We start from the raw sequence: 25,391 nt of genomic DNA, 5'->3' as shown, positions 1-25,391 counted from the left end.
TTATTCATAATTAATTCCCCGTTCTCTCCATTTGTTTTGATTATAACGGGTTTTCTGATTGAATTAACACAAAAAATCCCGAATAGTGGACTTTTTTATAAGTGTCCATTATTCGGGATACAGTTCAGACGAAGCTAACCTTATACTTTTTATATGTAAAATATACCGAGGGCTTTTCTCCAATCGGGAACATTCTGATGGATGACAAGCTACTCGGTATTTATCTTATTATGAATTAACAGCAATCACACAGACACAGTTTACAGGTCTCATCTTTTTATAATGGAACTCGATTTCTGAAAAACCTGATTCTGTCAAATAACCCTCGATATCCCTGGCGACTTCCTTCACGGTTTCGTCATTGGCGCCCTTCATCAACGGCTGCATCGTGATTACGATCTTTCCGTTCGGTTTCATTAATTCCCTTAGCTTTTTCAGCGCAAGGACTGGTTCCTCCCAAAAGATGATGTTATTCACACTCATGATGTGAGAAAACTTCGTATCAAATGGTGGCGGAGATGAAACATCAGCCAGCCGTAGATCCACGAGACCTTTCGAAATGGCTTCCCGGTTTCTATCACTTGCCTGCTTCAGCATCACTTCAGAGATATCAATCCCGGCAATATAACCTTTATCAACTGTGTCGGCCAACGCCTCGATCCCGACACCAGGCCCGAATCCTACCTCCAAAGCATGATCGTCACGCGCAGGATTCAAAAGCGATACCGTCCACCTGCTCTTCTCCCCGCCTTTAGCCATCAGGAAACCCGCAAACCGCCCAAGAACTCCATGCGGCATTCGAAATTGCAAAGCAAAACGCTTCAGCAAACCCATTTTTGCACCCTCCTATTCCATACGACTACCATATCAAAGTTATCATACCATAGGCGGGTATCCGGTTTTATCGGTCTTAAAGCGTAGATATACACTCTTTTTTCAACTCATTCCGGTAAAAGAGTAACCTCAGCAATGAACTTGTGTAAAGTCGGGGTTGCCCTTTGTAATGTAAATTAAATTCATGAATACCTCAATCGTCATTAAAGGCTTCATCAACAATCTCGGCAAGAACCATGTTGTTATCTGTTTGAATTTTGTTATTTGAAGACCACTTGGCATAGTTATAGGGAATGTGGACCATATCTTGAAGCCTCTCCGGGGATAAGAAACGTGTAGGAATAGGAATGGAGATTTCATCGGCCATGACCTGCCTGTTCGTCGCCATGCAGAATCCATAATCTTCTTCATACTCCACTATGACATCGAAATGATAGGGCAATACATGAAATCCTGCCGCTATCAAAGTTGCTTGAACAGACCATAAATACTCCGGTATGTTGGCTAATGAAGGACAGGAAACGTTTATCACTCCGTCTGGCTCAAGCCGTTCTTTAAGAATCTTGAAGAATTCTAAACTAAAAAGGCGACGGAGTGACGGACATTTTTCACTCGGCTCAGGAATATCTATGAAGATCGCATCCCACTTTTCAGGGGTACTCTCCACGAATGCTCTCCCATCTTCTATAACTGTTTTCACTTTAGGGTCGTTCAAAGCCCCTTCATTGAATTTGACAAGGGCATCATAATTCTTACCAAAGTCCATCATCATTTCATCTGCGTCAACTGTCGTAATCTCCTTCACATCCGGATAGCGCAACACCTCTCTTGTCGTGATCCCGCCACCGCCGCCGATGATGAGGATTCGCTTTCTTTTTCCGGCTAACGCCATAGGAACGTGTATGAGTGCCTCTGCGTAGATTTCTTCATCCTCTATTGTGCCAAACATCAAATCTCCGTTTCCGTAGAACAGAACTTGTCCTTCACTCTCAACCAGGGCGATTTTCTGGAAAGGCGAATTGATCTTACGGATAATGCGATAATCCCCGTCCGGCTCCTCATCTTCTGAAACATAATCTCGGATTGATCCAGCACCCAAATAACGCCAATAGAGCCAGCCGAGGGCTTCAACGAAAAGTACAAGACCTGCACCTATGGAAATCCAATATAGTTGATTTATATCAATCGTTATCTTCACCTCCTTGCTTGTATATGATCATCATATGTATTCCTGGTTGGAAATGAGATAGGCGATCGTCTTTTACAATTCCGATCCCGTTAAGCATTAAAAAACCCAGGGCAAATATATGCCCTGAGTTCAATCAAATCGTTTAGTATTATTTTTTTGAAAGTGTTGCAATATATTCCAGAAAAGTAGAATTCTACCTTCTAGACCAATCAAGTCAAAGTATGGATCAAACTCACAGGCTATCACGAAAAAAGCATTGCAAAAAATACGCCACAGCCTGATACTTCAACTCGTAGTCCGGTTCTTGCGTTGGGAACCTGGTAGAAACACTCGGACCATATCACCGAGCATATACGAGAAATGCCATATAAGATTTCTATGCAAATATAGCAAACTCACAATCAATAATCAACGAAAAACCTGAACTTTAATCCAAAAATTCGCATCAATGTTCGTGTTTATCAGAAAACAGGTCTATCGTCCCTTCAACGATGCTAAAGTCTCGGGCACAAGGAATCGCACCCCTTCTTCCTATTTAATTCAGAATTTACAAGAAAATGTAGGTTGATAGAATGATTTAGCTTGGAGACTATTGTCAAATGATTTTCCATATAGTACCCTGACAGCGATTTAAATCACACCATTTAAAAGTGGACTAGTTCATTGGTGGTAAAACAGCTGTCATCATTCAATTCAGGAGGAATCCATGATGTCCAGGTTACAAAAGCAATTCTCTTCAACCCTCCTTATCGTGTTTTTGGCCATTGGAATCATTGCCCCTACACAAACACAAGCGAGTTCTGACGGTGGAGGCTACTGGCTCCCGGATGCCAATATCGAAAAAGCAACGAAACTCATGGAGGAAGGAAAATCCATAAGGGATCTCGGAATCAGGCAGAATCAGATCCAACAAGAAGATGGCTTCCAGACGTTAGACAAACTGAAGAAAGCAGAGCAACAAAGTGAAACGACCTACCGAGCAAACTTGTCCCCTCCGATCAAGACTGCTGTCGGATGGACACCTCCGGAATTCGACTATGATCATATCCAGACCGTAGATGAATGCCGGCGAAGTCCAGACAGCGGTTCTCAAACCGGATACATCAAAAACCGCTATTCTTTCTGTTGGTCCCATGTAGCGACCTATCAAGTTCCTGTAAAATGCATTGGTGGAATCTGTTTATACGAAGGTGTCCAATTCCAATTCACCGAGATTGGATACGGTTCCAATCAAAGCAGGAATACAAGGGTCTTCTACTCGCTTGACGACATCATCGTAACGCATCCTTCACTGAACGGAGCCAAGCTGAAAATCGATATGGTATGTGAATCGAAACTGAATCCTGGGGATTGTAGAGAAGATCCTGACTACCCGGCAACAGAACGAACGATTGCCCAATGGAAAAATAGCAACTTCAGCACGGAAATATTCACCTCGGAAGCACCTCCAGCAACAGATGCCAATCCTGACCGACTCGGATACATGGATTTCTGGCCAGAACTCACCCTTACCCATGCACCAAGAAAATTCAAAAAGACCATTGATGGAATCAAACAGACCGTCCGAACTGACTCTGCAAACTATATGTTCGCATTTCCAGATCAATACTTCAGGCAAGGAGCCGTATTCAGCAAAGCGACACCGATTTTCAATGTACCTATCACGAAACCAGAATTTGAAATGTTAGATGAAGCAGGTGAACATTGGAAATTTGCAATGGATCATCCAGGACAGACGAAACCGCAAATAGCAGGAAAACAGATACCTGGCGCTGTCGGGGAAAGTACGCTGACACGGATGTATACGAAACGTCATCAAGACGACTACAACCGTAATCGGAATAAGACAAGAAGGGTGTGTGACCGGGAATTCGGTGATGAAGACCGGGAAGGTAAACAATGTGACGAATATCCGTTTGCTTCCACAAGGGAAGGTTCCTACACGAACGGCACTGATGATTTTTCGGTGAGAATGATTTCCGCCGATTCCAATCAAGCTGCAGGAACATGGCTCGGTGCCTGGTACGCCTATGACCGGATCCTCGATGGAGATGAGTTCCACGTAGAGGTCGAAGCACCAGAAAAAATAGCGACGATCCGATCCGAAGGACAGCCTCAGGACGGACAGGATAACCGATCAAGTGATAACTTCACGATCGATAACATCCCATCATACGCAAACAAGTTACAGTGGAAGATCGTCGACGGTCCTAAGAATGCCAAATTCGATGTGATGAAAGACATCAGCTTCGGCGTCGATGAAACCATCTTCTACGACCTTACAGATGGATCCGAATCAGCAATCGAAACAAGTGAAGATTTCTACATCGCCAGACCCGAAAACACTGGAGGAGAAAGCTTTACAGTCGAGGTCTATGCCATTCCTTAAAGTATTGCGTTATCCATTAAAGTAAACTTGGTAAAGCTAAACCTTAGAGCAGGCCTAGCCTTAGTTGCACTGCTCCTGAAGAAAGTTCTTTAAGTGAAACAAGGAGAGCTTGAGTTTCGAATTCAAGCTCTTTTTGTTTGGTTTAACGTATAGTTTTATTTCTTTGCAAAAGCCATAGTAAATACCCGGTTGCTATAGCAAGGAAGAGGATACAAAATAGAGAAATAATAAACGAGTGGTTCGACGTGATCAGTAAGGAGTCGGACTTGATCAAAGTGAAGTAGAGCGTTCCGATAAGACTGACCCCTGCACCTTGAGCAACGACGGTCACCGTACTCAACATACCAGATGCTGTCCCTGTGTCCTTACGGTTAATTTGGGAAAGGATCATCTGAATCAAGGGGGTTGCTACCAATCCTTGACCAATACCTGATACAAATGTGGCAGGAATGAGATCTAGCCATTTCAAATTTATCGGTATGTAATAAAATGTCCCTATCATTATTCCAACGCCAAAAATCATTAACCCCGCCCCAAATAGAAGCACCCGGCTGCCAAAACGTTGAATGATTTTCGGTACAATCATGGAGCCAAAAAGAAAACCAACGCCCAAAGGTGTATAAGTAAAGGCAGCCTCCAGGGGTGTGAAGGCTAATTTCTGTTGAAGGTGAAAAGACATTATGAAAAAGGTTGCCGCATTGCCGGAGAAAAAAGCAAAAATGATCATAAGGCCAGTTGTAAAAGCTCGATCCTTGAATAATTGAGGATTGACAAGCGGCATACCTCCACGCATATTCAGTTGTTGTTCATGATATACGAATACAAAAATAAATAAGAGCGCCCCTGCCAAACAAATCAGCATCCAGATAGGCCATCCTAGTTCATGCCCCATCACTACAGGAAAAATAAATAAAGAGAGCCCAAGGCTTAATAAAAGCACACCAAGAAGATCCAATCGTTCTCGTTTTGGGACAACCTTGATCTGGATCATCTGACCAGCTGCTAGTAACGCCATTATTCCGATTGGGATATTGATCAAAAAAATAGCTCTCCACCCTAGCCCGAAAAGATCGAGCTTCAACAGTAACCCTCCTGCGATTTGACCGACAATCGTCGCTACCCCGATCACAGCCCCATAAATGGACAAAGCAATGTTCCGCTCATGGTCATGGAATGTGGCATGGATATACGATATGACCTGAGGAACCATCAGAGCGGCTGAGATTCCTTGAAGAATACGACTGATGATCAGAATCATTGCATCAGGTGCTATGCCACATAACAATGAGGTTAACGTAAAGCCGGCCATCCCTCCTAAAAACAACATCTTCACACCGAAAATGTCTCCCAGTCTCCCACCCGTGATCAGTAAAACCCCATAAGCTATGACATAACCGACAATGATGAACTGAATTTCTGCCGCGGTAGCATTTAAATCGTCTTGAATGGATGGTACAGCTACATTCACGATAAATGCATCAAGCATAGTCATGAATGTTGCTGTACAAACGACCGCAAGTGCTAACCATCTTTTAGCAGAAGGGCCTATGTAAGTTTGAGCATCACCGTGCAGTTCTGGTTTCTGATTTCCCATCAGCAAGTTCACCTTCTTTTTACATATCTCCCTTCCAGAATAGATGTTAATAACAAGAATGGAATCAATCTTTTGAATGCTTTTATCTACGACTTTTTACTGAATTATGTATTAATAAAACTAAAATGCCTAAAGTGACTACCTTTAAGCATTTTCGAAAATTACTTTATTGTTGTTTGCGAAATTCGCTCCCTTTAAGTAGGTGATCCGCATTTGATTAATTAATTTTCTCATCCAAAATACTAATCATTCAATCCCTTTCCATCGAGAATGTGCTGCATGTATTTTTCAACCCTTGACTCTCGGGTTTTGGATTGTTTGGCTTTCGAAAAGTAAAGGATGTATGCCCTTTGTCGTCCCGGAGTCAATCCTTCAAAAGCAGTTTTCAAATCAGGGATTTCATCGAATTTATTTTGCAATTCTTCAGGAATGGTGTATTCTGTATGCTTTTTAAATTCTACTTCCAAACCTGCTTTTTCGACTTCAATGGCTTCATGAATATAATCTTTCAAAACCGTTTCCATTTCAACGATCTCTTGGACATTGGTGAACCGGATCTGGCGGGCAGCCTGTACATTCTCCGTTTGCTGGACTAGAATCCCCTGAGGATCCTTCAACAATGCCCCTTTGTGAAAGAGAAGTGCACAATAGTCTTTAAATCCGTGTATTAAAACAATGTTTTTTCCCTCAAATGTGTAACAAGGATGCATCCACTTGAAATCTTCGTCCAGCTCACAGTCAAGAACGATCTCTCTCAAGGTCTCAAATTCTTCTTTCCACTTTTTTGTTTTCTTTAAAAATCCATCAACCTTACGATTCTTCCTACTATTCGTCATCAAAACACACCTCTCTTCAATTTTTCGATCAGCTGGACCCTTGTCACTATCAAAATTCATTCAAGAGCAATGCATCTAGCTTTTTTTCCAACTCTTTTGAAATACCTGTAACTGGCAACCTTGTTTCTGGTGAACGAATGAGTCCTTTTTTATAAAGACAGTATTTCAACGGTGCTGGGTTCGTTTCCTGAAATAAAAGAGTTGTGATCGGATAAATCCTTTTCCAAATTTGTAACGCTTCAAGGTGATCATTTTCTCTAACATTCAGGAAGATATCCAGAAAGTCTTTCGTCGCTAAATGGGAAGATGCTAGAATGCCTCCCGAACCCCCTAATGTGAGGTGATGATAAAAAGAAGCGTCTTCTCCTGTCAGATTAATCTTTTGCTGGATCCATGAGTAATTCCAATGATTGGCTTATGTTTCCACTGGAATCTTTAATCCCAATGATGTTTTCACTTTCTGCTAATTTGTAGACCGTTTCATTTTCAATATTGGTTCCTGTTCGATAAGGAACATTATAAATCATGATTTTCAAGCTTGTTGCTTCAGAAAGCCGCAAGAAATGCTCGTATATTCCGTCCTGGCTCGGCCGGTTATAATAAGGTGACACGGATAAGATTCCATCCACTTTATATTTTTCTATCAATTTTAATTGTTTGATAACCTTTTTAGTATGATTGCCGCCATGGCCAACAAAGATCGGGATCCGTCCATTGACAGTTTCAACGGTTTTATCAAGTACTCTTTCGTATTCATCTTCGTCGATTGTAGGACTTTCACCTGTAGTTGCTAATGGCATGATCCCTGTAATCCCCTGATTGATATAGTGATCAATCAATTCGACGTATGATTGAAGGTCGATCTCTCCATCCTTGAAAGGGGTGATTATTGGTAACCATACTCCTTCTATTTTCATTTTCATATACCCTCCTTTAATGGTTTTTCCGGACATGAACCCCTTTAGTATATATTTGCTTCCTTATTCAACATTCCTGCTTCTTCGGAACCAATCTATTATTTTGTTTATCCCGGGCGAATACCGTTTCTATTAAAAGTACTTGTCCATATAATAGATTAGCTAGGAGAGAGAACCAATCTAGCAATTGAAAAATCAGAATAAAAAAGGAGAAGATTATGGCTAATAGAAGAAATCGTTCCTTTGTGACCCCATTAAGCGCACCAAGAGCACTTCAGGGGCCAGCAGGGACACGAAAGATGAACGGATCTGCGATACAACCTAATCAACTCAATCAAACTAATCAACTCAATCAAACCAATCAAATGAATCAATCTAATCAACTGAACCAAACAAACCAAGAGTTGCCAACCGCTGCACTCGTGGATCCCCCTTCAGCTTTTGCCGCGTTTCGAACTGGTCCACAACCTTTATCATCTCAACTGACCAAGGTATTCTATACATCGGAACAATTCGATCTGCTTGAAGAATATGATACTGCCACAGGGAACTTCATCCCGCAACAAACTGGAATATATTCTTTGTTTGCGGGAATTGAATTTTTTCCGACGACTCCAAGTGTCGGCCAGGAATATTTTTTAAGAATAGGTATACGAGTCAATGGTACAGTTATAGCTTCTAACTTTGTATGGGTACCTGGTGTAGAAGGCGCTGTGACTGTATCAGTTATCCAACAGTTACAAGCCGGTGATGTTGTAGATGTAGTCGCAAGTTCCGGCAGAATTGGAAATATCAATGGCAATACAGCTGCAGGCACGGATACTTTGAGGAGCTTAACTCGCTTTGAAGGATCCTTCATTCCTCAAATGGAGTAAGGAGATGTTGTATCATTCCAAAAAACGATCGGGTCATCCGGTCGTTTTTTCTTATACCAACATCGTTCAAATGAGATAACGGGTCAACAATCCGCCGATGACGCCCAGGACAACTGCAGGGAGAAAATTTTTGAAGAGTTTCATGCCAGTTGCACTGAAAAAACAGCCGAGCAGTACTGGGAGTGAAATGACGAGTTGTCCATCCACTGGTGTAAAGATTTGTTTGATGATCAATGCAGTTAGAATGCCTACGGGTACATAGTTGAAATAAAGTCGTAAGGTCGGACTCATCTCCCGCCCTGCCATGAACTCAACGCCGATGATGCGAGAAATATACGTAGTGACCGATAAGAAACTGATCAGCAACCAGTGGTTGAACATTCAGATCCTCCCCTTTAAATAAAGACCTACAAGTGGTGCAAGGACTCCGGTTATGATGATCGTCAATTGATTTCCTGGCATGAAAGACTCAAGACTGATAGCAATCACCACGGCAGCCAGGGCTGTACCGATTACAGGCTTTCCTTTTAGGCTTGGGATAAGAAGCGCAACAAATGTGACTGGAAACGCCAGGTCTAATCCCCATTTTTGCGGATCTACTTGATTACCGATCATTGCACCGATCAGCGACGAGAAAAACCAGGCGATATAGAAACTCAGAGCTACAACGCCGAAGTAAATCGGATCAGGTCCGTATCGATTGAATCTTGAACTGCCTAACACAAATGGTTCATCCGATACCCCGAAAGACAAAAGCCAACGCCATTTCTTTGAAGGTGCAAGACCTTCTGCAAGCGCAGCACCGTATAACAAATTACGTAAATTCAACAATAATGAGGTGGAAAGTACACTGACCATACTTGCTCCAGTCGCGATCATAGCAACTGCAACCATCTGCACTGATCCCGAAAACACCAACAAAGACATCGCCACAGTAGCAAATATGCTGAAGTGGGCTTGAGTGGCAAGCACACCATAGGATAAACCGTAAGCCCCTATTGCAATGGCTAAAGGTGACGATTCCAGAAAAGCCGTTTTGATCGTTCTTCTTTTATCCTCCATCTCGAACTCCACCTCCATGTTTAGTAGACGTTAAAGTATGCTATAATGGAAAATGATATATTATAATATACCAATTAATATACTTTAATTTTTCGGTATGTAAATTAAAATATACTTATAGTTTATTAAAATATACATAAAGAGAATTAATCAAAGCCAGGAGGATGTTGAGATGAACTCAAATAGTTCATGGGATGATGGGGATGCAGGAAAACAGATCGGGACGAACCTAAGGCAATTCCGTAAGAATAAAGGAATCAGTATTGAGGGGTTAGCGAAACAGATCGGCGTAAGTAAATTGACCTTGATCAAGATCGAAAATGGAGAAGGTAACCCGACGCTGTCTGTCATCTGGAAGATTGCGAATGGTTTGAATGTACCTGTCAGCACACTCTTGTCGGTCGATTCGGATGTCTCGGTTGCTCGGAAGGAAAAGGGATTGCAGCTAGCCAGCTCTGATGAAGTTTTGGTTGCAGAACCATTATTTCAATCTCGAAGTTCAATGGAACTTTATCGGGGATACCTCAAACCGGACAGTGCATATCTCTCAGAAGCGCATCCGTCTGGTGTGATGGAATATGTAACGGTCATGACAGGTGAATTGATCATGGAAATGGATGGAGAAGCCTATCACCTGAGAGAACACGATTCAATCCGGTTTGCTGGAAATCGGACCCATAAATATATCAACCCGACCGACTCCCTGACCACCTTGCACTTTGTCATTTCTTATAATCATTTATAAAATCCGGAGTTTTGTATTAGCTTTTCAACTTCATGGATGATTTCGTCCAGTATTTGAAATGAATTTGAAATTCCTTCATCTGTAGATAATGAGGTGAAGATTTTGTTTATTCGTCTTTCAAACCGATCAGGTATATAGGGGAATTGGTTTGCAGCTTTAACAGCGCCCTTTTCGTTTATATAAAAACACTCGTTTAAGGCAAATAAGACTTGAGTCAAACAAGAAACACTCCGAAACATACACCCAGATATGTATGAAGAGTCATTTAGTGGGGTTCCTTTCTTCGCATTTTCAAGGGAAAATCTAGCTTCCCAAAAGAATTTGGTTACAATCGAATTCTTCAACCTTGGTGGATAGTTGTGGGTTAAGGCTTTCAACTTATTAATTTCATTGTATGGATCCCAGAATGGTTGGCAAATCGCTATTTCCCCTAAGTATATGTAATTCAAAAACCCAAATGGATGGCCAGGTTGATAATGCAAGGATATGTTTCCATCCCTGCATCCCTCCATAACAGCAGATACTTTGGAAAGATCTCGATACAAGAAATCGACAGGGAGGCCATTTATCTTAAGCCATCCACCACCATTGATCCACGGCCCCCACTCTCCGATTGAGGTAACCAACTTTCCCCTGTTCAAATCATCTAATTCCATCGCTATTTTTTCTAAGGTATCGAGATCCAACTCTTTTTCATCACTATAGTAAATTCCTATATCAATATCAGATGTACGTGTATGGGTACCTTTAGCTCTAGATCCACCTAATACGATGGCTTGTACTCCCCTCACCTTTTTTACATATTGAACGACCTGGTCTATAATTTTTTTCTCATCCATTTGATGATCACACTTTCATTTTAGTAGTGATAAGAGACAGGATATAAATCACTTATTCACTATTTCTAGTGATTAATTAGACTTGCAACCACCTGCATAACCAGAGGGCATTTAAACACGCAAAACCTGAGTGGCGTTGATGATCGCCGCTCAGGTCTATCAAGGTTAGGGTAGTGTTACTCATATTGGAATTCTTCTTTCAACAATCCCATCACGATGGTATCATAATAGTTTCCATCGATGAAGGCATCCTTCCTCAGCCGTCCTTCCGTTACAAAACCGCATTTTTCATAAGATCGTATTGCTTGTGCATTTCCACTCCAGGTATCGAGCTGCACACGGTTCAAATTCATTGTTTGAAACAAATAATGAATAAGCGTTTTCATAGCATCTGTTCCATAACCTTTACCCCAGTATTCTTTGGCTCCTATTCCAATCCCTACCGTACAACGTCTTGAAACAATATTCAGATCCCGATACCCGATCAATCCAATATGCTTCGGATTGTCTTCAAGTGTATATATGGAGAATTCTCCACCCTCACGTTTATCCAATTTCTTGATCGCTTTCTCATAATCGTCTTCGATTTTTTCAATTGGGACATGACTATGGCGAAAGAATCCGCTGCCTGCTTCCAATTTTGCGGTTTCTTCATCATTCCGCCATTCATATGTTCTTTTGAAATCTTCCAGCGACACAGGTCGCAATTCTACTATTAATCCAGTGATCATAGGTGTGATCCCATCCTTTGAATTGTTTTTTAGCTGGTCTATAGGAACGAGAGATAGAATCATTACGACGTACCATGAGCACCACACCCTTTCATAAAATTTGGAACGATGTATATCTTCTGTATAAACGTTCGATTCCCTTCTGAATCTTTTTTTAAAGTTCTTTGATTATACTAAATCGTTCTAAAATAATATCGTCATAACTAAAATTACAATAGCGATTCTTTTTTGAGGGGAGGAATGATGATGGGTAATAATCAACCAACACCAGGGCACTTTTATTTGGATCCTAACAACCCTATGTTGATCCCACCTGAAAAGCAAGCAGCACAACCTGAAGCGATAACGGAAAGGACATTCATCGAAAGATCATTAGCCGAAAATCGGTTTTGGCTCCGTATTATGAAGGAACATGCCTTATTCTTAGGAGAAGGTTTCAATCGGAACGATAAGAACTTGATTCAGCAAACAGATCGATTTTTCCAATATTTCGAGCAACTAGAGAAACGGGCACTTCAAGCACATACATCTGTTCAGGCAGTTAGAAAGTTGAATGAAGACAGCATACAACTGGTCTATGGGTTCCGGAACTTCAAAAGGAATCTCCTGATCCTGATCGTCAACTGTAAAATCTCTGGATTCAACTTTCCGCTCTTGGTCGACCATATCGCCAGGGAAGCTGAGTATTTTATGAGGACATTACAAAAGTTCAATCAAGGTATCCTGGATCCTGTCCAGGATGCGATCATCAGTGAAAATGTGTTCTGGTTACGGATCATGATGGAGCACTCCCGTTTCATCTCTGCTTTACTCGATCAATCAGAACGTAATCTTGTAAATACTGCCCGAAAATTTGGAGATGACTTTGAAGTGCTCTTGAATCAAGCAAGAGATGTGGAATCGATGTTATATAATAAAAAACCGACCTACCCGATCATTACGAGAATGAACCAGGAGAGCGAAAGTGCAACTGAAGAATTACGAGACTTTAAGAAGGCTGGGCTTGAATTGATAAAAACGTGCCAAATCAGGAATGTGATCAATCCGCTGCTGGCAGATCACGTTGTACGGGAAGCAGAACACTTCCTCTATATGATCCATGTTTTAGAAAACCGATTAACGACAAAAATCAATCAGGAAAAAGGATGATTTGAAAATTCCAAAGATCCACTGAACCAAAATCAAACCTTGAATTACGCCAAAATCGGTTGAATTCAAGGTTTTTTATTTAGCAGCAGGTTTGTTGTGACCTGCATGATTAAGATATTGATTCATATTTCAAGGAAAGTTTATCCTGATCGTTTCATACAATTATTGCAATTGATCAATAGGGGGAATTACTGTTGAGAAAGATACCAGTATCGGGGTTTGTATACGAAAGTGATGAAAATCATTCTGGATCAGAACATTCGCATACTTTGTATATCACACACTGGGATGGTAGATCTGTCCATGTTCACGATTTTGAAGGCGTGACATCTTTTAATGTTGGTCACCGTCATGCTTATGAGGGAACAACCGAGCCTGCCCCTAGTGGCGTACCACATACACACCGGTTTCATACCGTTACAACCTTTGATGATGGGCATCACCATGAAATAATAGGGGTCACCGGACCGGCTATTCCCGTTCAAGGTGGCGGGCATATCCACGAGTTTGAAGGTGAGACTACGGAAGATGGAATGCCACCCCATGAACATTCCTATAGTGGCAGGACGAGTGCCGAATAATCGTTTTAAGATAATAGGGATTACGGAAAGAACACTCTTCCTGCAATCCCTACTCTTTGTTTTACATGATGAATGATTAGTTCTTTAATACACGATTAAACTGGAACATTAGCATGATCGTATATCTTTTTTAAGGACGGTTTCCCATCTTCTACAACAAACGAAGCACGGGTTGTTGCTGGGGCACCTGGTTTGGATACATATGGGACAACCTGATAATCGGTTTGCCATTTATCCTGTGTCAATGTGCAACGGACATAACCACGCTGGTTGTTGAAAAACTTGATATGTTGGTTTTCCGCCAAAATTTCCGCAGTATTTCCCCGTACATCCGATCCGTCACCACCGGACGAAATGGAAGTCCCTACAAATTCAACGCCTACGTTTTCAGACTCTGGGTCATCAAAATCCGCTTTGATCTCATTCGCCCAGCTTGAATGGACATCACCTGTCAACACCACCGGATTGGCTATGGACTTGTCTTTTATAAAATCAAGGACACGTTGACGCGCGCCTGGATAACCATCCCATGCATCCATGCTATAATGTTCAACATCCCCCCCAAAACCATAATCACGGCGAGCGAAAAAGACTTGTTGGGCCAGGACGTTCCATTTTGTACTTGAAGCCGCAAGTCCATCTAAAAGCCAACGCTCCTGTTCGTCACCAAGGAGTGTCCGGGTCGGATCCATCGATTCCTCATTCGGGCTGTCCCATCCGTCCCCATTCGCTTGATCATCACGGTATTGTCGTGTATCCAATACATTGAATTCCACCAGGTTCCCAAATGAGAGGCGTCGATACAACTGCATATCGATCCCGTCCGGAAAAGAGGATCTGCGGAGCGGCATATGCTCATAGTAAGCCTGGAGCGCAATTGCTCTTCGCTTTAAAAAGTCCTCTCTTGATTGCTTGTTAGGATCCTGGGGAACTTCGTCTGCCCAGTTGTTATCAATTTCGTGGTCATCAAGCGTCACCAGCCATGGGAAGTTTGCATGGGCGGCTTGTAAGTCGCTGTCCAGCTTATATAACGCATATCGGTTCCGGTAATCTTCTATTGTATAGATTTCCGGAAAATCTTTATCGAATGGTCTGACGCCACTTGAATCGTGACGTCCTTCATAAATATAATCTCCTAAATGGATCACAAGGTCGAGATCGTCTTTCGCCATGTGTTGGTATGCCGTATAATAGCCTGCTTTCCAATTCTGGCACGAAGCATAAGCGAACGTGAACGTATCGACATGTTGACTGGATGCCGGCGCTGTCTTTGTCCTTCCGACCGGACTGATTTCAGGACCAGCCTTGAAACGGTAATAATACCATGTAGCAGGATGCAGCCCATTCACTTCCACATGAACAGAATGTCCAAGTGAAGGTTTTGAAACCTCTGTGCCCCGCTGGACGACTTTTTTGAAGTCTGGGTCCACCGAGACTTCCCATTGAACAGGGAAGGGGGTGGATTGCATTCCTCCGCCATTCAATGGATCTGGTGCTAATCTTGTCCATAATACAACCCCGTCTGGCAACGGATCACCTGATGCAACACCTAACGTGAATGGATATGGAAATGAATTGGAAGTTGCACCAGCCTCTTTCATCGGGAATGCGTTGAGGATTGATGCCCCGAATGCTACACCGACGACTTTACCTGTTGTCTTGATAAAGCTCTTCCTGCTGAGCTTCTTGGAAAAATCCTTATAATCTGTCACAATAATCCCTCCTTCTACAATTCAACTATAATTGTAGAGAAGAAATATAAAGGATTTGTCATTCTATTGTAAATATTATCAAATGAAGACGAATTAGTCGTTTGGTATTACTTTTCTAAAATTTCAAGCAATCAAAACATGACTATTGGAGGAAAAAACCATTTTTCACTGATTTCCTTCACTATTAAATGAACCTAGACAACTAAGCATATGACTCCTTATGTCACAAAACATTCCACAAAAAAGCAGCCCTGGAAAAGGCTGCTTCCTATCATCATTATTGTTTCAAATCAGGGTTTTCACGTTTCGCTTCTTTTACCTTAGGTTTGCGATAACCACCGGCAATGTCTGCTTGTTTAAAGTCTTTCGCATAATGGACTTCTTGCGCATCTGATAGTTGGATCCCATCTCCTCGGATAGGCTGATACTGAGCTTTACGTCCCAAAGTACTCATCCTTTCTGTTGGAATTGGAATATATGCATGCTTTACCCGTCGTAAAAAGGTGTTAAACATGCTGCGCTTACAACCAATCCATTAGGCAGCTTCCGTATTATTACGATTGTCATTGGCTTTGGTTTTCCATCCGATCCAGAATAGAAGTGCAAGGATTCCAAGGATGACGAGTACAACAAGGATATTCGATTGGATTAATTTGATGAGGTTGCCGAGTACGATACCAACGACACCGAAGTCTGCATCTCCAAATGTTGTTCCTTCAAAGCCGAGTGAACCTAGGACAGGCAATAACAGTGCTGGCAAGAAGCTGATCATGACCCCGTTCGCCATCGAACCGAAGATCGCCCCTTTCCGTCCTCCTGTCGCATTTCCGAAGACACCAGCAGCAGCTCCTGTGAAAAAGTGCGGCACCAATCCAGGAACGATTACTTTTAGACCTAGCAACGGCAAGAATGCCATACAGACCAACCCCGCGATAAAACTGAATAAAAATCCGATGATGACAGCGTTGCTTGCAAACGGGAAAATTGCCGGGCAATCGAGTGCTGGTTTTGCATTCGGGACAACTTTATCGGCAATTCCTTTAAAGGCTGGGACGATTTCACCGAGAAGCATACGGACACCTGCTAAGATGATGTACACACCTGCAGCGAATGTAAGACCTTGCATGAAGCCGAAGACAAGGAAGTTCTGTCCTCCGCTCAATTCTGATTCAACATAGGAAGAACCTGCAAATCCTGCGACGATAAAGAACAGGATGACCATCGTCAACGAAACGGATACAGACGTGTCACGCAAAAATCCGAGTGACTTGGGTACCTTGATCTCTTCCGTGGATTTTGAATTTTTACCAACTGCTTTTCCAACCGCGGCGGATACGAAATAACCGATGGACCCGAAGTGCCCGATCGCAAAATCATCAGAACCTGTCACCTTGCGAGTGAACGGCTGCAGCATTGCAGGAGACAATACCATCAACGACCCTAAGATGATCGAACCGATGATGACCATTGGAAAACCCGATAATCCTCCAGTTTTTAAAATGACCGCGATCATACACGCCATGAACATCGTATGGTGACCTGTCAGAAAGATATACTTGAATGGCGTGAAACGTGCCAGCAAAATATTGACGACCATTCCAAAAAGCATGATCATTGCTGTCTCAGTTCCAAAGCTCTCCTGGGCGAGAGCGACAATCGCCTCATTGTTCGGGATGACACCATCGACTGAGAAAGCTTCATTGAACATGGTGCTGAACTTGTCCAATGATTGGACAAGCACACCTGCCCCCGCTCCGAGGATGACGAAGCCCAATACTGTCTTAAGCGTTCCTGAAACAACGTCCCCAGAGTTTTTCTTTTGGACGAGCAACCCGACCAGCGCGAATAATCCGACCAGGATGGCAGGCGTCCCTAGAATGTCATTCATAATTAAATCGACCATGTGTTACCGCCCCTTTGGTTTGAATTTGAATTACAAATTATTTTCGAGTGCTTCTCGAAGTTCATTCTTATCCATCAGATTCTTCAGCTTGACGACGTTTTTCTTTCCGTCTTCCAGGCTTTCCACAATATCTTCAGAACCTAGATAGAGATCTGCCTGTTCGGTCTTCGCTGTCGTAAGATCCGTGTGGGATACTTCAGCTTCCTCACCCATATCTTTCAACGCCGCATTGACGTTCATTTCCACGATCATGCTGCTTCCTAATCCATTTCCACATACGACTAAAATCTTTTTCATTTCAAAATTCCTCCTTTATGTTTAAGCAGTGACATATCGATCGATCAGTTCCATCATGGACGCACTGTCTTCCGCAGATATCAATCGGTCGACATTCTCTTCATTTGATAAAAGTTCTGTCAATTGAGCCAGCGCCTTCAGATGCGTCTGATTGTCAATCGCTGCAAGCACGATGATCAATTGCGCCTGATGCTTCGGTTGTGAGGAAAAGTAAACAGGTTTCTTCAATCGCAACAGGCTCATCCCCAGTCGTTCTACGCCTGCCTCAGGGCGTGCGTGAGGGATTGCAATCCTCGGAGCGATGACAATGTACGGGCCAAGTTCCTTCACATTTTCGATCATCGCTTCCACGTAATCAGCACGGATCGAATCCAATTCGATGAGTGGTTGTGCAGCGATTCTGATCGACTCCTCCCAATCAACAGCTCTGTCTTTAAGCTGGATCGTTTTCTCTGTCAATAATTCATTGAGCATAGGTTTCCGTAGCTCCTTTGTTTGTGGTGACTTTGTTTTCAACAACTCCGATAGTTCCTTTTTCAATTCCTCTCTTCCATAAACGGTTGCATGCCGTTCAACAACCTCCAGCACCTGCTCCGGCAAATCCTTCCGTCTCGACTCCGATCTGAAAAGCTCATTCATCCGCTGGAACACATATTCTTTTTCCGTGGTGGATAAGATGGCCGGCACATGGATGACTGGAATTCCCTTCGGTTTGATGAAATTCGTGGAGAAGATCACATCCACGTTGTAATCCTTCTTCCGGAACTCCCTCATGGAAAGTGTTCCGATTACTTCTAGTCCTGTAATCAGGTTTTCTAATTGCGCCTTCAGCATGTTGGACGTACCGATTCCATTCTCACATACGATGATCGCTTTATATTTCGTCTCGACCTGCTTCTTTTCTTTCGTAAGCCAGCCGCCGAAGTGCAACGTGATATAGGCGACTTCTTCATCAGGAATCGGTTGGCCGACATAATACTCGAGGTGAAGCATCACCCTTTTTGTCAAATGGAACAGATCCTGATAGTTCTCCTGGATGCTTTCGGATAATTCGTTTCCGATTTTCACTCCGTATTTCAATCGGTAATAGGTCGGTTTTATGTGGGAAATGAGATTCTTTTCAAGTCCCCTCCGGTCATCAAAAATGACACATGCATAGGTCTGGAAGTCGGAGATCATCCTGCTGACAACCTGTTGGAGTCCGATCAGTTCACTTTCAGCATAACGACTGAAATCATCATGATGCACTTTAGACCCAAGAAGGTTCATCGTTATGAAACAAACCTCATCATCAGGAATCTCGACCTCCCACATCTCCTCAAGCTTTTTCGTGATATGCACAGCCGCCTGGTAAATCTCCGTCTGTTGGAGCACGCTCTTTTCTTCCGGATCGACAGCGAAAAATTTCCTTAGTTGATTTCGTTTTAACATGATGAATATTTGGAGGGATAAGATTTCAACCATCTCATCCGTAAGGGTCAATCCTAGTTCATTTTCCGCTTCATAAAGCAGTGTTTTGACGGATTCTTTCTTCCCTTGATCCGTCCCTTCATCGCCCAGCTGGATCATCCGCAGGATTTCATTGCGCACATTTACCAGCTCTTTATGTGAAAGGACTATGGATAGAACGTCTGACAGCATCCGTCTTTTGCTATCTTCAGCTCCTTCCAGAACATAGCCGGATCCAGGTTTGTAATGGAGCTCCAGTTCGTTCCGATCGAGTTCTTCCTTGATCGACTTGAGCGTCTCAGCAACCGTCCCACGGCTCATTCCCGTAAGTTCCATGAAACGGTCCATAGACGCATCCTGTTCTTCTAATAGAATGGTAGCTTTGATCAACAATTCACGCTCTTGTTTGGATAATTGATATTGCCAGCCATCATATCCTTCTTGATGATGAACCTCCACCTCAGCTCGTGTATTTCCAGGCAGGTAGAGACCTTTTCCTCTGATATTTTCAATCTGGTCCAAGTGTTGTTCTTCCAACCAGTGATTGATATGATGCAGGTCATAATAGATGGTGCGTTGCGAAACCCCCATCTTTCTGACCAATTCTTTTGTCGGGATGGGACTATTGGATTGTTGAATGATGGATAACAAGTGTGCACGCCTTCTATCCAATACCATGGGGATCCCCCTTATCTATGATTCTTTTTTGCAAAATTGCACTCTAGTTATTCTGATGATCATCATCTGTCTCTATAGTAACGCTTCTATCAAGCTGTTGTAAGGGTTTCCAATGTGTAAATGTTGTAAATTCAAAGTTTGCAAAGTTGTACTCTTGTTGAAATGCAAAAAAGACCATATTAGATTATCTGCCTCTAACATGGTCGGTATGATAACCCACCTGGGGATATTCTATTGTGCCAAGCCTCCTTTCCGATTCTCTTTCCTTTCCTATTCAAAAAGAAAAGTCCTATTCCGTTGATCAACAGTTTTTCCTAGTGGTGCCCATCCATCCTCATCTGTAAACAGCGTTATATTTATGATAACCAAACCTATTTAATAGAAATCTAGAACGGGACAAGTTTGCATTTTTTGCTTCTTTCCTTGTCTCAGTTGGACCTGTTTCGGGACAGTCCATCGCTCTTTTTTCCTTCTACTGTCTCGAATAGGCCTATTACGAGACAGTTCATTGTTCTTTTCTCCTCCTCCTGTCCCGAATGGACCTGTTTCGAGACAGGTCATCACTCTTTTCTCCTTCTCCTGTCCCGAATGGACCTGTTTCAGGACAGGGCATCGCTCTTTTTTCCTTCTCCTGTCCCGATTAAGCCCCACAGGATACACTCCAAAAAAATACGCCTCAAAACTATTTGTCTCCATAACAAAAAAACTACCACAGGTGTGTGCTGTGGTAGAGCCAAGTTTGATCATTTTAATCTAAAGGATGCAGCATACTAATATGGAACTGCCTTGTCGCTCAATCGATCTATCCCTTTCTGAAGAAATGACTCTCCCTCATCGTGTCATAAAAGCATCCGTTTCAATGAGGTCCGTATCCGGTGGGATATACCCGAGGTGTCTACCCATTTTTACGATTTGTCCTTTATGGTGAAACTCGTGTGTGATTGTGTGTGTGAAAAGCCATAATGTAGTGAATTCTGCCTTACTGCCATTTTCAAAGTCTACTGGAATGGTTTGGTCCCATTTGCCTTGAAATTTATTCAGAAATTCACGAACAAGGTCATCCGTTTCCCTAAAAACCTCACGCATTTCTTCCACGTTGTTAACGGACTCTTCATCTAATCTGGGAAGGGATTTTCCGAGAGCACGTCTTCCCAACCATACCCGATAACAATCGGCAACATGGACATGCATACTGCAAATCGAATCTCCACCAAAGATTTCAAGCTCTTTCACATAATCGGCGGGGGACAATGTTTCGCAATAACTGAATAATGTTTCCCTTGTGCGCTGGATCCAATCATATTGGGTTACGAATACTTCCATCTTCTCGCTCTCCTTTTCAACCAACTTTAAAATCACTATTAAAGGAATTCTCTCAAACTGGTAAATCTCCTACCAAATGTTTATTACCCAAAAAAACTTGGATGGGTATATGCCCCCCTAGGTCGGTGTAATAACTAATGAAGGGTTAAAAAAGAAAGGGAATAAGTTTCATTTCTCCAAAATCATTCAAAATTAAATAAAAGGTTTTTATAAATTAATTTATAAACTCATATTTGATGAACCTTGCACCACTTATCGAATAGTATATGGGCAGAGAGAGTGTTCCCATTTAATACTTCAACTTTACTAATGGAAATTTTACCTTTTGGGAAGTGGATACCATGCAGACTTTTTACACAGTGCGTTCAGGTGATACGGTGTACGTGATTTCCAGGAGATGGGGAATTCCGGCAGATTCCATTATTGCTGCAAACAATTTGAGAGCTCCTTACACGATTTATATTGGTCAACAGCTTTCCATTCCGCCTGGGGTTGACATGGTAAGGGTTAGACAAGGAGATTCAGTGTATCGAATTTCACAATTATATAATGTTCCATCTTCAGTAATAGTGGAGGCGAATCAACTTCAACCACCTTATGCCATTCAGATCGGTCAATTATTAAAGGTTCCTCCAGGTGTTCCTTATTATATCGTCCAACCAGGGGATACACTGTATCAGCTTGCAGGGCGCTTTAATGTAATAACGAACGGGGCGCCAAATCATGAGCTTATCCGGATGGTAAACCAACTTCCATCCTCTCAACTATTTCCTGGTATGAAGTTGATGATTCCATACGCCCCTCCTGGTGGCCAAGGAAGGATTGCCTATATCTCTGATCGGGGTGGGAATTATGATGTTTGGTTATATAACCCCCGGACAGGGGAGAACGTGCAGCTTACCAGTGGATTAGGTGACTCCTTTTCAAGACCTGAATGGTCACCAAACAGCAGGAGAATTGCGTTTGTAGGAAAGAACAGAATCATCTATATCATTGAGGTTGCAACAGGTTCTATTGCTCAAATCGATCAGTTAGGAGATGAGGTTGAGTTCAAATTGGATTGGTCACCTGACAGCACCCAAATTGCATATACAAAGAAAGGTCACATTATCTTGTACAACGTACCGTCTCATCAGGCGCAAAGCATCCAACAACCCGAATCAACAGATGTTCAATGGTTTCCGAATGGTATGGAACTGCTTTTTCAGGCACCGGATGAATCAGGAATCAGTCAGCTTTATCGAATACAAATCGACGGGACAGGGAAACAGCAAATGACAAGCAACACAGAAGGGCGACTTAATAATGCCCAGCTATCACCTGACGGAAGCTTTGTACTTTATACAACACCTGGTGTCAGTATCTCCATCATCCACACCGTTGAGCTTTCAACAGGGAATGTGTTTGAAGTAAAAGGCGGGCCCCTTGCAAAGAATTATTTTCCGGAATGGTCTCCTGATTCTTTAAAAATTGCTTACAGTGCCACTGCCCTGGAAGATAGAGGATATTTTTCCCAAGTCCGGACGGTGGGGAGGCGAGGAGAAGAGGATCGAATTTGGGCTATATCCAATTGTTTTGCATCACCTGTCACATGGTCTACAGACGGAACAAAAATAGCATATCTTAGTGGGTGCAGGGAACAGGAATTTGCCCGTGAAATGTGGGCTATCGACCTCAATCGCCCTGTTCCAATCCGACTAATTGAAGGAGTTAACATCCAGTCTCTTCAATGGTCTCCAACACCCATCATGGAAGTATCCCAAAACACATATACGAACACTACCTACAAGGTTCGTTTTCAATATCCATCGAACTGGCGAAAAGTGAACGAAGAAAGATACGAAGGTGGTGATGGTTTCTTTCAAATATCTGCTATTTCAGCTGGTGAAAAATTGGATGAGGTGTGTCATGGGGAAGCTTTCCATCAATTAATGCCCTATGGATCCAAGCCAAAAATCTTGAAGGCACGAATTCAAAACCAAGAAGCTTGCTACATTTTTCCCTCTGCGGACCAACCAGCAGAAATGTTGAATCAATCCGCTTTAATCGTAAGGTATCCAACCCCGATTAATATCCAAGGTGAAACTTACAATTACTTCATCTTATGGGCAGATCAACCGCATCTGAAGGAAATAGCATCAAGTTTAATCTTTTTATAGAACGTGGGTGCCTATCCCCCCGTTCATTAAAAAGTTAGAATATTGGAACACTTTCGAAGGATCAAAATATCAAGTGCAAAAGTAAAAGGCAACCATTCTTCGGTTGCCTTCATTGGGATTATTTTAATTTGGTAAATAGATTGGACACAACTGGAGAATCTCATAATGAGGAAAATAAGATTGATGACAAATCAAATTTTTCTCAATAGAGCATCAACTCCAAAAGCATGATCATCTATTTTATTAATCTAGCAGTTGATTCGTTTGCTGCGATTGATAGAAAAGAAACGATTTTTCCACTTGATAATTAGAATCCCACGGTCAGTATGGCCTTCTTGCTCTCTATTGTTCTATTCTCCTACCCAGCAACATAAGGAACAAGGAGGAAACCTTTCTAAAAGGGGGTGGGCTGAATGGTTACGCAATACAGAAAATGGTCGGAATATCCATACCCAGGAGAACAAAATCCACCAAAGGGTCACCCGGAAGCAGGAAGCTGGCCGATGTTTTTCATTAGAAGAGGCACGGGTAATCTCTTCTTTGACCCATTTCATACCCCTATTGAATGGAAAATCAGACCTCCTCAAGACATTGACTGGGCATCGGAATTACAGAATGTAATACAGACAGTGAATACCTTGACGCCCCAACTAAGGAACCTTGCGCTTTATTGGGGAACAGTGGAGACAACTCAGAGGATAAACCCGATTATTTACAATCTGATTAAGAAATATGATCTATCCTCCCCGTATGCAGCACGGATACTTGGATGTTTCCATGCGGCGATCAATGATGTCTTCATACTGACATGGATCATCAAATATGGTTGGGATGTCGCCCGCCCATGCCAATATGAAAATCTGCCGACTGTGGTACCTACTCCCCGCTTTCCAGCCTACCCTTCTGCCCATGCAACCGTTGCTGGTTGTGCAGAGGTGATCTTAAGTTATTTCTTCCCACAAGAATCACCGGGGTTAAAAACGGTTATGGAGGGAAGTGCAGCATCCCGCTTATATGCAGGCGTCCATTTTAATATAGATAACGTTGAAGGATTGAGCTTAGGCCGCCAGATCGGAGAAATCATCATAAACTTTCTGAAGCATCAAAATATAAAAGACACCCTTTGAATTTACAAATAGGGATTTTTACTTCGCATCATTCATATCAACGCTTTTGATGAAGCTGACAAACTCTCTGACCATGTTCAGATTCAGGGATTCCTTGTGGTACAACATCCACGTTCTCCTCAACAACGGATCTCCCACTTTTGTTTTCAGATCGATTGTATTCAACCCTTCCGTATCCCTCAAGATTATACTCGGCATGATCGCATACCCCAAGCCGTTGAGCACCATCTATTTACATGTATCGACTTTATCCACTTCGATATTGATCAGTATATTGTTCAGCCCACCAGTTATCGATTACACTTTTCAAGGAAAACTCAGACCGATAATCGATTCTCGGCAATTCTGGCAGTTCATTCAATTGGATATAGCCTATCTAACGTCAAGTAATTGTTCCAGTTCTTTCTTTTGACGGAGATGATGGCGGAAATGCATTTCGGTTAGTTGGAACCATTCGATTGCGTTCAATGCGCCAAGACGAGGATGGACGACTTTTTTATTAAAGTCACTGTCATTTATTCTTGGAGCGAGGTGACTTGCTTGTATTAATATAGTTTGGAGCCCATCGTATAATGATTGTTTCGTCTTTGGATTCTGAGGGGCTTGGACTATTGAATCCGGTCTCCCTTTTATTTTGACAGGAGGGTAACTTCCCAGTTCGTATATTTCATTCCCCGCATCCGATTTTTTAAGCATGCTTTCATTTATGCTTTCTGTTTCTGATATACATTTTTCAATCGATTTGAAATACCTGTTTAAGGTTGCAGATATCAAATGATTGTACATCTGGCCAATTGACCATTTACCCTTTTCTGGTTTCCATATCAACTGCTCATACGAATAACTGTCCAATGAATTGATATATGTAAAAATTATGTTTTCTATCTTGGACAGTAAAACCTTCGGGTTTTCCCCCATATCAAATCACCATCCTTCACTATTTAAATTTTTTTAAAAATTCACTTGTATACATGTATACAATACCATATAATTAGAATATTC

25 protein-coding genes and 1 riboswitch are annotated in these 25,391 nt (G+C 42.3%); of the genes, 7 read left to right on the top strand and 18 right to left on the bottom strand.

What is annotated here, in order from left to right; translation table 11 throughout:
* Positions 1-228: 228 nt before the first annotated feature.
* On the bottom strand, positions 229-834 hold the full coding sequence (locus N8M93_RS18000; protein WP_261134018.1) for a class I SAM-dependent methyltransferase: 606 nt from the start codon (positions 832-834) through the stop codon (positions 229-231).
* A gap of 193 nt (positions 835-1,027) precedes the next feature.
* Entirely contained in the window at positions 1,028-2,032 is a 1,005-nt protein-coding gene (locus tag N8M93_RS17995) for a spermidine synthase (RefSeq protein WP_261134017.1), read from the bottom strand.
* A gap of 264 nt (positions 2,033-2,296) precedes the next feature.
* Positions 2,297-2,400: riboswitch (purine riboswitch) on the bottom strand.
* Between the two features lie 332 nt (positions 2,401-2,732).
* On the opposite strand from N8M93_RS17995, the gene N8M93_RS17990 reads away from it, so the two are divergent.
* Entirely contained in the window at positions 2,733-4,412 is a 1,680-nt protein-coding gene (locus tag N8M93_RS17990; RefSeq protein WP_261134016.1) for a NucA/NucB deoxyribonuclease domain-containing protein, read from the top strand.
* Between the two features lie 142 nt (positions 4,413-4,554).
* Here the strand turns inward: N8M93_RS17990 and N8M93_RS17985 are convergent, their stop codons facing one another.
* From N8M93_RS17985 to N8M93_RS17975, 4 genes are all read right to left on the bottom strand, one after another.
* Positions 4,555-6,006 carry an MFS transporter gene (locus tag N8M93_RS17985; protein ID WP_261134015.1) on the bottom strand — a complete coding sequence of 484 codons (1,452 nt, stop codon included), beginning with the start codon at positions 6,004-6,006 and terminating at the stop codon, positions 4,555-4,557.
* Positions 6,007-6,248: 242 nt separating this feature from the next.
* Positions 6,249-6,842, bottom strand: coding sequence for a YdeI family protein (locus N8M93_RS17980; protein WP_261134014.1), 594 nt, complete (start codon positions 6,840-6,842; stop codon positions 6,249-6,251).
* 49 nt (positions 6,843-6,891) lie between these two features.
* Positions 6,892-7,215 (bottom strand): dihydrodipicolinate synthase family protein, encoded by a 324-nt coding sequence (locus N8M93_RS22915; RefSeq protein WP_396125680.1) that lies wholly within the window; start codon positions 7,213-7,215, stop codon positions 6,892-6,894.
* Between the two features lies 1 nt (position 7,216).
* Positions 7,217-7,759 carry a dihydrodipicolinate synthase family protein gene (locus N8M93_RS17975; protein ID WP_261134013.1) on the bottom strand — a complete coding sequence of 181 codons (543 nt, stop codon included), beginning with the start codon at positions 7,757-7,759 and terminating at the stop codon, positions 7,217-7,219.
* Positions 7,760-7,977: 218 nt separating this feature from the next.
* Here N8M93_RS17975 and N8M93_RS17970 point away from each other — a divergent pair, with 218 nt between their 5' ends.
* Entirely contained in the window at positions 7,978-8,634 is a 657-nt protein-coding gene (locus N8M93_RS17970) for a hypothetical protein (RefSeq protein WP_261134012.1), read from the top strand.
* Between the two features lie 66 nt (positions 8,635-8,700).
* Here the strand turns inward: N8M93_RS17970 and N8M93_RS17965 are convergent, their stop codons facing one another.
* Together N8M93_RS17965 and N8M93_RS17960 are read right to left on the bottom strand one after the other, a co-directional pair.
* Positions 8,701-9,015 carry an AzlD domain-containing protein gene (locus tag N8M93_RS17965; RefSeq protein ID WP_261134010.1) on the bottom strand — a complete coding sequence of 105 codons (315 nt, stop codon included), beginning with the start codon at positions 9,013-9,015 and terminating at the stop codon, positions 8,701-8,703.
* Complete coding sequence (locus N8M93_RS17960) at positions 9,016-9,696, bottom strand: AzlC family ABC transporter permease (protein WP_261134009.1); 681 nt, start codon at positions 9,694-9,696, stop codon at positions 9,016-9,018.
* 172 nt (positions 9,697-9,868) lie between these two features.
* On the opposite strand from N8M93_RS17960, the gene N8M93_RS17955 reads away from it, so the two are divergent.
* Positions 9,869-10,441, top strand: coding sequence for a helix-turn-helix domain-containing protein (locus tag N8M93_RS17955; protein ID WP_261134008.1), 573 nt, complete (start codon positions 9,869-9,871; stop codon positions 10,439-10,441).
* Here N8M93_RS17955 and N8M93_RS17950 read toward each other — a convergent pair.
* Both N8M93_RS17950 and N8M93_RS17945 read right to left on the bottom strand, forming a co-directional pair.
* Positions 10,432-11,280, bottom strand: a complete 849-nt coding sequence (locus N8M93_RS17950; protein ID WP_261134007.1) for a nucleotidyltransferase domain-containing protein — start codon at positions 11,278-11,280, stop codon at positions 10,432-10,434. The genes N8M93_RS17955 and N8M93_RS17950 overlap by 10 nt on opposite strands.
* A 176-nt stretch (positions 11,281-11,456) precedes the next feature.
* A complete protein-coding gene (locus N8M93_RS17945; protein ID WP_261134006.1) occupies positions 11,457-12,011 on the bottom strand; it encodes a GNAT family N-acetyltransferase in 555 nt (184 codons plus the stop codon).
* Positions 12,012-12,257: 246 nt separating this feature from the next.
* Between N8M93_RS17945 and N8M93_RS17940 the strand changes: the two genes are divergently transcribed.
* On the top strand, positions 12,258-13,160 hold the full coding sequence (locus tag N8M93_RS17940; protein WP_261134005.1) for a DUF2935 domain-containing protein: 903 nt from the start codon (positions 12,258-12,260) through the stop codon (positions 13,158-13,160).
* A 194-nt stretch (positions 13,161-13,354) separates the two neighbouring features.
* A complete protein-coding gene (locus N8M93_RS17935; protein ID WP_261134004.1) occupies positions 13,355-13,741 on the top strand; it encodes a YmaF family protein in 387 nt (128 codons plus the stop codon).
* 95 nt (positions 13,742-13,836) lie between these two features.
* On the opposite strand, the gene N8M93_RS17930 is transcribed toward N8M93_RS17935, so the two are convergent.
* The 6 genes from N8M93_RS17930 to N8M93_RS17905 form a co-directional block, all read right to left on the bottom strand.
* Positions 13,837-15,453 (bottom strand): alkaline phosphatase, encoded by a 1,617-nt coding sequence (locus N8M93_RS17930; RefSeq protein ID WP_261134003.1) that lies wholly within the window; start codon positions 15,451-15,453, stop codon positions 13,837-13,839.
* A 277-nt stretch (positions 15,454-15,730) separates the two neighbouring features.
* Positions 15,731-15,898: a YfhE family protein gene (locus tag N8M93_RS17925; RefSeq protein ID WP_261134002.1), complete on the bottom strand. Its 168-nt coding sequence runs from the start codon at positions 15,896-15,898 to the stop codon at positions 15,731-15,733.
* Between the two features lie 90 nt (positions 15,899-15,988).
* The gene (locus tag N8M93_RS17920; protein ID WP_261134001.1) at positions 15,989-17,356 is read right to left on the bottom strand and encodes a PTS ascorbate transporter subunit IIC; all 1,368 of its coding nucleotides are present in this window, start codon (positions 17,354-17,356) and stop codon (positions 15,989-15,991) included.
* Positions 17,357-17,386: 30 nt separating this feature from the next.
* A complete protein-coding gene (locus tag N8M93_RS17915) occupies positions 17,387-17,653 on the bottom strand; it encodes a PTS sugar transporter subunit IIB (RefSeq protein WP_261134000.1) in 267 nt (88 codons plus the stop codon).
* A gap of 21 nt (positions 17,654-17,674) precedes the next feature.
* Positions 17,675-19,780, bottom strand: a complete 2,106-nt coding sequence (locus tag N8M93_RS17910; protein WP_261133999.1) for a BglG family transcription antiterminator — start codon at positions 19,778-19,780, stop codon at positions 17,675-17,677.
* 831 nt (positions 19,781-20,611) lie between these two features.
* Entirely contained in the window at positions 20,612-21,103 is a 492-nt protein-coding gene (locus N8M93_RS17905) for a DinB family protein (RefSeq protein ID WP_261133998.1), read from the bottom strand.
* A 341-nt stretch (positions 21,104-21,444) separates the two neighbouring features.
* Here N8M93_RS17905 and N8M93_RS17900 point away from each other — a divergent pair, with 341 nt between their 5' ends.
* Both N8M93_RS17900 and N8M93_RS17895 read left to right on the top strand, forming a co-directional pair.
* Positions 21,445-23,262 (top strand): LysM peptidoglycan-binding domain-containing protein, encoded by a 1,818-nt coding sequence (locus N8M93_RS17900; protein ID WP_261133997.1) that lies wholly within the window; start codon positions 21,445-21,447, stop codon positions 23,260-23,262.
* A gap of 413 nt (positions 23,263-23,675) precedes the next feature.
* Positions 23,676-24,389 (top strand): phosphatase PAP2 family protein, encoded by a 714-nt coding sequence (locus tag N8M93_RS17895; protein WP_261133996.1) that lies wholly within the window; start codon positions 23,676-23,678, stop codon positions 24,387-24,389.
* 18 nt (positions 24,390-24,407) lie between these two features.
* On the opposite strand, the gene N8M93_RS17890 is transcribed toward N8M93_RS17895, so the two are convergent.
* Together N8M93_RS17890 and N8M93_RS17885 are read right to left on the bottom strand one after the other, a co-directional pair.
* The gene (locus N8M93_RS17890; RefSeq protein ID WP_261133995.1) at positions 24,408-24,617 is read right to left on the bottom strand and encodes a LysR substrate-binding domain-containing protein; all 210 of its coding nucleotides are present in this window, start codon (positions 24,615-24,617) and stop codon (positions 24,408-24,410) included.
* Positions 24,618-24,761: 144 nt separating this feature from the next.
* Positions 24,762-25,307 carry a DinB family protein gene (locus N8M93_RS17885; protein WP_261133994.1) on the bottom strand — a complete coding sequence of 182 codons (546 nt, stop codon included), beginning with the start codon at positions 25,305-25,307 and terminating at the stop codon, positions 24,762-24,764.
* Positions 25,308-25,391 lie beyond the last annotated feature (84 nt).

Origin of the sequence: Bacillus sp. Marseille-Q3570, assembly GCF_946151055.1 — a bacterium.
Classification (GTDB): domain Bacteria; phylum Bacillota; class Bacilli; order Bacillales; family Fictibacillaceae; genus Pseudalkalibacillus.
This window is presented reverse-complemented; position numbering and strand designations above follow the sequence as displayed.